Source organism: Streptomyces sp. NPDC047453 (genome assembly GCF_040643155.1).
GTDB lineage: Bacteria > Actinomycetota > Actinomycetes > Streptomycetales > Streptomycetaceae > Streptomyces.
Genome location: NZ_JBEYTS010000138.1, coordinates 1 through 8,453, shown reverse-complemented (window position 1 = coordinate 8,453; position 8,453 = coordinate 1). Strand labels below are relative to the sequence as shown.

At 69.2% G+C, this 8,453-nt stretch carries 6 protein-coding genes; 2 read left to right on the top strand and 4 right to left on the bottom strand.

What is annotated here, in order from left to right; translation table 11 throughout:
- The first annotated feature begins 114 nt into the window (after window positions 1-114).
- Window positions 115-1,203, top strand: coding sequence for a helix-turn-helix domain-containing protein (locus ABZ818_RS41700; protein ID WP_361427271.1), 1,089 nt, complete (start codon window positions 115-117; stop codon window positions 1,201-1,203).
- 269 nt (window positions 1,204-1,472) lie between these two features.
- Here ABZ818_RS41700 and ABZ818_RS41695 read toward each other — a convergent pair whose 3' ends face one another.
- The gene (locus ABZ818_RS41695) at window positions 1,473-2,348 is read right to left on the bottom strand and encodes an undecaprenyl-diphosphate phosphatase (protein WP_361427268.1); all 876 of its coding nucleotides are present in this window, start codon (window positions 2,346-2,348) and stop codon (window positions 1,473-1,475) included.
- 402 nt (window positions 2,349-2,750) lie between these two features.
- Complete coding sequence (locus tag ABZ818_RS41690) at window positions 2,751-4,490, bottom strand: amidohydrolase (protein WP_361427265.1); 1,740 nt, start codon at window positions 4,488-4,490, stop codon at window positions 2,751-2,753.
- 591 nt (window positions 4,491-5,081) lie between these two features.
- Here ABZ818_RS41690 and ABZ818_RS41685 point away from each other — a divergent pair.
- Window positions 5,082-5,987: a hypothetical protein gene (locus ABZ818_RS41685; protein ID WP_361427262.1), complete on the top strand. Its 906-nt coding sequence runs from the start codon at window positions 5,082-5,084 to the stop codon at window positions 5,985-5,987.
- 240 nt (window positions 5,988-6,227) lie between these two features.
- Here ABZ818_RS41685 and ABZ818_RS41680 read toward each other — a convergent pair whose 3' ends face one another.
- Together ABZ818_RS41680 and ABZ818_RS41675 are read right to left on the bottom strand one after the other, a co-directional pair.
- Complete coding sequence (locus tag ABZ818_RS41680; RefSeq protein WP_361427259.1) at window positions 6,228-7,124, bottom strand: GNAT family N-acetyltransferase; 897 nt, start codon at window positions 7,122-7,124, stop codon at window positions 6,228-6,230.
- 36 nt (window positions 7,125-7,160) lie between these two features.
- On the bottom strand, window positions 7,161-7,985 hold the full coding sequence (locus tag ABZ818_RS41675; RefSeq protein WP_361427256.1) for a lipase: 825 nt from the start codon (window positions 7,983-7,985) through the stop codon (window positions 7,161-7,163).
- Window positions 7,986-8,453: the final 468 nt, after the last annotated feature.

The window sequence follows — 8,453 nt, the reverse complement described above, 5'->3', positions numbered from 1 at the left end:
GCCAACTTCGCCCGAGCACGGTTCACTTCATGTAAGTCCACAACGTCCAACATGCCCCAAACAGGGCCGAGAAGACCTAACGGAGCCCTACTAGGATCCGACTCGGCATCGCTGATGCGGCTCATCTCGTACTTCGACAAACTCGGAGAATCCACGGCGGACGCGGACACCGTCGTTCGATCCGCGGCCGTACTCGCGGAGTGCAGCGTCGGCAGCCGTTGGCACTCTGGCGCCGTCATCCGGTACGGCGCGCTGGGCGATCTGCTCGACGGCAGGGGCCCAAACACCCCGGTTGGGCAAGATCTCGAAGTATGGCTCGAACGTACCGGAGCCGATCACGCCCTGGACCCGGTCCTGCTGGACCGACTGCGGCACACGCTGCGCATGGTGGACGTTACGTCGATGTCGAGAACCGATCTGCGCTTGGGCGATCCGGCGATGATCGAGATGATCCTGTCCGACAAGGAGCGACGGGAGGATCGCGTCCGGGCTGTCGAGTTGTTGGGGCTCGACCCTGGAAAAGATGTGCGGGTGCTGGCCATATATACAGAGGACGTAGGCCCTGTCGTAGAGCTGCTCGAACGTACTTGCCCGGGTCGCTTCGTCCGCTCGGTCTCAATCGGGAACCCGACCGCGATTCTGATGCAGGCGCCCCTCGAAAGTCGACGACTCTGCGACATTCTGCATGCAGCGATCGTCGCCGAACACCCGGCATCATCGCGCTCCAGTGGTGGTCGCGGACCATGGGTCGGTATCGGGGAGCGTGTGAGCGTCCACGCTGCACCTACGTCGTGGATGCAGGCCCGCCGGGCACTGCGGTTCGCGTCGTCCACCGTGTACGGACAGCGTGCGGTGGAGTTCGGGCGGCTTGGCCCATTGGAGCTGCTCGCCGACGTTCCCCTTGAACGCCTGCTCGAGACCCGGGGTGTCGCACGGATCAACGCCCTTGCCGCGTCCGCGGCCGGTGCCCAGGACGTGGACACACTCGAGGCGTTCTGTGTCTACGGCTCACTGCGGCGAACCGCCGCCGAACTGCACGTCCATCACAGCACGGTTGCGAGTCGGCTCACACATGTGGAAGCCGTGATGGACTGGGATCTGGGGGATTCGATAGACCGTTTCTTGGCGACGCTGGTGCTGATGCTTCGTCGTATGGCGCTTTCCTCCGCAGAACTGGCGGCGTCCGAGGTCGTCGGTGGTTGAAGGAGAAGTATGCGCACCGACGGTCGGACCGGCCGACGGGTGAGGTTACTGTGAGGTTGATCCCCGGGAGTGGATACCGGGTTTCATCGACCCATCCCGGCAGGCACTTGGTCCAGGTGGCGGCGCCGCCGGTGTTCTTGAGGATGTCCGCTTCCAACAGCACCCGGTGGGCGTCTTCCATCTCCGTCAGCCTCGCCGGTCACCCGCAGCCGCTCCCGCCGCCGCACCGGGCTGTCGGTCACTCGGCGGAGACCGGCGCCGCCGTGCGGTCAGCTCGCCGATTCGGCCGCGTGCGGGCTGAGGACACCGGCCATGACCAGCCCGATGATGACGATGCCGAGGACAATCCGGTACCAGACGAACGGCATGAAGCTCTTGGTGGAGATGTACTTCATGAACCAGGCTATGACGGCGTATCCGGAGACGAAGGCGACCCCCGTGGCGAACAGCGTCGGTCCCCACGCCACGTGATCGCTCTCCATCGCGTCCTTCAACTCGAAGACGCCGGAGGCGAGTACGGCGGGAATGGCCAGCAGGAAGGAGTAACGGGCCGCCGCCTCGCGCCGGTAGCCCATGAACAGCCCGCCGCTGATGGTGGCGCCCGAGCGGGAGACGCCCGGGATCAGGGCCATGGCCTGGCAAAAGCCGTAGATGAGGCCGTCCTTGACGCCCAGGTCTTGCAGCACCTTGCCCTGCTTGGGCGCCCGGTGCCGGCCGCCCTTCTCGTCGCGCGCCGCCAGCCGGTCGGCGATACCGATGACCACTCCGACCACGACCAGCATGGTCGCGGTCACCCGCAGATCCCGGAACGGCCCCTCGATCTGGTCCTTGAGGGTCAGCCCGAGCACGCCGATCGGTATGGATCCGACGATCACCAACCAGCCCATGCGTGCGTCCGGATCGCGGCGCATCGCCCTGCTCCCCAGCGAACGGGCCCAGGCCGACAGGATTCGGCCGATGTCCTTGCGGAAGTAGATCAGCACCGCCGCCTCCGTGCCGATCTGGGTGATCGCCGTGAAGGCGGCGCCGGGGTCCTGCCATCCGGAGAAGGCCGCCGTCAGCCGCAGATGCGCGCTGGAGGAGACGGGGAGGAATTCGGTCAGCCCCTGGACGAGTCCGAGGACGAGGGATTCAAACCAAGACATGGAGGTACGGAGTCCAAGGGCTGATGGGGAAATGGCGATGGACACACCGGTCCGCCGTGCTTGGTGATCGGGTGCGCCGAGGGGCAAGGTAGCGCCCGCAGGTGACGGGACCGCGAACAGTGGCTTCACAATTCGCCACGCGATCTTGACGACACGGTGGATGCGGACGTCCGGACGCGTGCCGGAGAAGCCCGAACCGGCTCGCGGCCAACGGCTGTCGCCAGCCACGCCACAGTGGTGGCGCTCGCTCGCCGCGCCGGACCTCGACTGGACGGTCCTCGTCAAAGGCTGCCCGAGGCCGCCCGCACTCACTGTGCGGGCGGCCTCGGGGTGTCCCCTGTTGGCGAGGGTGCATGGAGCGACAGACCGGTGGAGGGGCAGGGGCCGGATCTCATCCGTCCGTCACAGCGCGCCGTACTCCCCGACCCGGCGGCCCGCGACCCACGTCTGGTGGACATTCGTCTGCCACAGCGCACGTCCGCTCGCCAGGTCGAACGGGTCCGTGTCGACGAGGATGAAGTCAGCCCACTTGCCGGGCTCGAGGCTGCCGAGGGTCTTCTCCTGGTGGGCTGCGTACGCCGCGTCGAGCGTGAAGGACCGCAGCGCCTCGACCGGGGTCATCGCCTGCTGCGGGTACCACCCGCCCGCCGGACTGCCGTCGCGGTCGGTGCGGGTGACCGCGGCGTGCAGGCCGTCGAACGGGTTCGAGGACGAGACCGGGAAGTCCGAGCCGGACGCGACGACCGTCCCCTGGCCGAGCATCGTGCGCCAGGCGTACGCGCCCTTGATGCGTTCGGCGCCGACACGAGTCTCGGCCATGTTCATGTCGTCGGTGGCGTGCACCGGCTGCATGGAGGCGGTGATCCCCAGCCGCTTGAAGCGAGGGATGTCATCCAGCGCGACGACCTGCGCGTGTTCGATGCGGTGGCGCAGCTTCTGGTCCCCCACGGTGCGGAACCCGTTCTCGTAGGCGTCCAGCACGACGCGGTTGCCCAGGTCTCCGATGGCGTGCACCGCGACCTGGTAGCCGCCGCGCAGGACCCGCTCCACCCGCCGGTTCAGTTCGGCGGGCTCCATCTGGAGCAGCCCCTTGGTCGAGGGCATGTCGCTGTACGGCGCGATCAGGGCCGCGCCGTGGCTGCCCAGAGCGCCGTCGATGTACAGCTTGACCGTGCGCACGCGCAGCATGTCGTGCGCGTAGGAGTCGGTCCGGGCGTCCGCACCGACCTCGGTGAAGGCGTCGAAGTCGAGGAACGCGTTCACCCGGAGGGTGAGCCGCCCCTCGTCGGCGAGTTGCCGCAGGACCACGACGCCGTCCGCGCTCGTGCCGGCGTCCGAGACGGAGGTGAGACCGACGGCGCCCAGCCGTGTCTGTGCGGCCAGGGCGCGCATCCGGACATCGTCCAAGGTGGGTGCGGGCAGCTTGGAGGTGACGAACGCCTTTGCCGCATCGACCAGTACGCCTGTCGGGTTGCCGGATGCGTCGCGCTCGACGTGGCCGCCTGACGGGTCGGGGGTGTCGGCGGTGACGCCCGCTATCTGCAGCGCCTTGGTGTTGGCCACGCCCGCGTGGCCGTCGACCCGCACCAGCCATACGGGGCGGTCGGAGACTACGGCGTCCAGGTCGCGGGCGGTGGGCAACCTCCCCAGACCCCAGATCACCTCGTTCCAGCCCCGGCCCTGGATCCAGGTCACCTCCGGGTGCGCGGTGGCGTAGGCGGCGAGCCGGTCCACAGCCTCCTGGAGGGACTTCGTCCCCGTGAGGTCGAGTTGGACGGCGAGCGCTCCGAGGCCCCAGAGGTGCCCGTGGGCGTCGTGCAGGCCGGGCAGGAGTACGCGTCCCCGGCCGTCGATACGGCGGGCGCCGCGCGCCGCGCCCGGGTCGAGGGCGGCGACCTTGCCGCCGGGGGTGACGAGCATGCGGGAGAACCGGCGCAGGCGGCCGTCGGCGATGGTGTATCCGCGTATGTTGTCCACGACCAGGGCACCGCCCTCCGTGGCCGCACTGCGGGTCGCGGCGGCCGCTGTTCCCGCGAACGCCGCCGGCGCGGCCGCTGCTGCGGCACCGGCGCCGAGCAGCTTGAGGAACTGGGCCCGGTCGATACGGGGACCAGGCGGGATCGGGCAGCAAGCGTTGCACATGAGTGCCTCCCAGGTTGGGGCTGGGTATGACGGGGGGTGGCTGCCGAACGCTCAATGATCGAAAACTAGTGAGCGAAAATCCCTCAGGTCAAGGTGTGTGCACGCTGAAAGAAACCTCTTGTCGCACCGTCAAATCGGCCGATTTTTCCGTGGTTTGGCTCGAACCGCAACCAGGCGGCCGCGCTGCGCCCAGCCCGGTCCGCGCCGCTGAGCGGCAGAACGACCCCACGTCTCGGCCCCCGCGAAGCCGCAGGTCGTCCGGCAGCCGGGCGGATCACACAGCCCGGCTCAAGCCCAAGACCACGGGTCGAAACATGTCTGGGGCCTCGAACGGTAGCGGTGGGCGCCGGTCGGACATGGGGCATGGTCCCCAAGAGCCGATGCCGTTCTGCGGCGACATGCCGACGCTCAACCGCGTGGGTCGCGCCGTGCAGCAACGGCCCACCGGGCGAACTCACGGGTGACTGGCTCACCAGGCGATCTTCGGCAGCCTTCCGCAGGATGGGTTCCGGTTGCCCGGCCGAAGCGACGGACGGCGGGCGCTTTTCGTCGTGCGCGGCAGCCGTGCCGCCCCGAGCTCAGGAGCACCACATGGCAGCGAAGACGGATGTGCTGATACCAGCACTGGAGGACGCCCGTGACGCCCACACCGCGGTCATCGGCCGATTCCGGACGGATGCGGCCATCACCCCGCCGGGCGCCGACCGGCAACGACTCGAAAGTCAAGCGCTCGAGGCGGAGTACCACCTCGGGCGGATCGAGGCCCGGGTGCGCGAAATGCGCCCGCCCCGTGGCCTGCTGTCGGCCTCCGGGCAGCTGATGGGGATGGTGACCCGCGGCGCCGTGCGGGCGAGCGTACTTCCGCTGGAGGCGGGGGTGTCGGCCGTGGCGGAGATCGTGCGCGGTAGGAGGCCGGCCGATGAGCGCCGCCTGCTGAGGGCCGCCGAGGACCAGTACAGGGCCGCAGCCCGGGCGCTGGCAAGCTGCCAGGCAGGCAAGGACATCGCCGAACGGCTCAACGACCAGGAGACCGCCGAGCTGCTCGCCATGCTCGGCCGGCAGAACGAGGTGCTGCTGGAGACCAGCGAGGAGAACCTCGCCCGACGGACCAGGGCTGTGGCGGAAGGTCCCCGTCCGCCGCGGGGAGAAGCCGCCGAAGGCGGCATCCTGCTGCAGGCGATCAAGCGCAGGATGCAGGCGGCCACGGCCGAGCTGCGGGCAGTGCTTCAAAGGATCATCGGACGGATGAGAAGCACGGCCGAGGAAGCCTGGCGGGAGATGCCTGCCGTCACCCGTGTGGCCGAGAAGGTGCAGGGCGCGATGACCCGCGAAGAGGCTCTACCCATCCCCGGCCTCAGCCGGCTCGGCGTCACGGAGATCCAGCAGTGCCTGCGCGATCTGTCCCAGACGGAGTTGACGGTGATCGAGGGCTACGAACGCGCACACGCGGGCCGCCCCGAGGTACTGAACGCCATCGAGCGTCTGAAGCCCAGCTGAGCCCTGAGCCGGCTACGGCGCCATGGACCCGGAACGCGTCAGGGTGCACCCGCACGATGTGTCTGACGACGTCGTCCGGCAGGTGCTGGAGTACGAAAGACAGCACCAGCACCGCCAGCGGGTCCTGAGCAGGATCGCGGACTAGCCGGGCCGAGTCCTGGCCCGGCTACAACGGCTTGATCTCTCCCCCAGCTGAAGCAGGGGGATTCACCGCACTCCCTGCCGTTTCACCTGTCGGGCTCACGCGCCGGGCCGCGGGGCTTGGGGGCGTGGGTGCTGGTAGGTCCACAGCTGGTCGACGAGGGTGAAGCCGAAGGAGCGGAAGAGCCGGGTGGCGGCCCGGCTCTCGGAGGCGGACTGCTGGGCGTCGTCGAGGACGAGAGCGACCTCGGTGGCACCCTGCTCGGCCAGCAGGGCCAGGGCCTGGCTCAGCAGCTTGTGGCCCAGGCCGCGGTGGCGGCGCGTGGGCAGGATCTCGATCCAGTAGACGGTCGCGGTGCGGTCGGGTTCCACGCTGACCACGGCTTCGGCGACCGGTTCGGCGGCCTCACGAATGATCAGGCGGTGGCCCGGAGGGTAGTCGCAGGGGAAGACATCGGCGACCAGCTTGGCCGACGGGGGCTCGGCAGGGAGCACGCAGTGCAGGTAGCAGCCCAGGCAGCGGCCGGTGAAGCCCGTCTGCACCAGGGCGTCGTGGGTGGCGCCGCGTCGGGTGCAGGGCAGCCCGCCCGGACCCAGGGGACCCGGCGGAGCACTCACGAACGCATCGATCCACGTGCAGTCGGCAAGTGCGGCAAGAGCGTGGCCGATCAGGGCGCGCAGGGCGGACGGGTCCTCGTAGGCGTGGACCCAGCAGATCAGACCGGTTCGCACATCGGTCCAGGACAAGTACGCGATGATCCCGTACGGGCGGTCCTCGGCATCGGCCAGAACGCTGATCCGCGGCCTGGTCGGTACCGTCCAGCCGGCCAGGGGGAAGGGGACAAGACCGTGCCGCGCCGCGGCCAGCTTCTCCGGGGTGCAGTGCGGCTGCCCCGGCAGCCGGTCGGCGTCGATCAGTTCTCGCACCCCCGGTTCGTCCTGGGGGTGATACGGGCGTACCGTCGGCGCGCTCTTGGGCTTACGCGAAATAGCCATGCTGTCCGTCCGCACACGTGCTGACGTTCCTATCGGCTACCTCTCAGGGTCCTCCGTTTGCCTCCCGCTGTCACGAAGAACCTCGGCTGTGCCGTGGTGCTTTCCGTTCGCACTGAAGGTGTGGCCGTGTGGGAGGCCTGCGGCGGACGTGGCCTGCTGGGCCGCAGTGAGCAGCGAGCGCACCTGGTCGATGACCGGCTGGTGCACGGGGAGCGTCAGGTGCCCGACACCGGGCACGAGCACATTGCATGCGTCGAGGTCAGGATGATCGATGCGGCCCCTGGTGGCCGGGATGATCACCTCGTCCAGGTCACTGTAGAAGGCCACGAACCGGGTACGGCACCCCACGGCGGGCTCGGCGAGCTCGCTCAGCAGCTCGCTTCCCGGCCGTAGCTGGCGCAGAAGCGGATGCGGCGGTGCCAGCAGGGCCGCGGCGGTCCCGCCGTGCGGCGTCGCCAGCGTGATCACCAGCGGCACCTGCAAGTCCCCGCCGAGCCGCTGCACGTAGTAGCGGGCGATCAGCCCTCCAAGGCTGTACCCGATCACGACCACAGCCCGCCCGGCGGTGCGAGCACTGGCCAGCTCCACCTGCTCGCCCAGATCCCGGGCCACCGCGCGGATGTCCGGGCTGAGCGCGTGATAGCTCACTGTGACGAAGGGCCCCGCGCCGAAGCCGCCCAGTCCCCGCCGCAGCGCTGTGCACACCGATTCCCTGTCCGCCAGCCCGTGCACCAACAGCACGGGGAGATCCCCATCCGCCGACGGCTCGTCCCGGGCCGTCCCCCGCCACGGCAGGAGTCGACCGAAGTGCCCGGTCAGCTGGCCGACGCCCCCCGCGGCCAAGTCGAGGGGGAGGTGCATCAGCCGCACGGTCACCCTGCTTGCCTCTGCACCCACGCCGCGCACCGGTGACAGCCCCGGCACCGACAGGTGCGGTCCGAATGGAATGCCCGTAGCCGCTCACCTTCTCCATACGTGTCCCAATATAGGAAACGTGCCCCGGTTCGGATTCCCTACCACCGTGGCAGTTCACTGGGATGGATCGCCACCGCGACGTGGAGCCGCACAGCAACGCCGCGAGCCCGGCATGCGGGCTGACGATCAAGATGGGACTGCGACGTATGAATCTTCGGCCGATGGGACCCTCGCTCCGCACGGTGGGGTGGGCCACGCCCAGCGCAATGCCGCTCAGGCCGCCGCAGCCGCTGCCCGCATGGAGCGACCCGAGCGCGATGCACTAGGGCGTGTGCCGAGTTGAGATCACGGGTTTGGCTGTTTCGCTGTCCCGGCCGGGCCGGGACGGTAGACAGGCGGGATGACCCGGGGTGA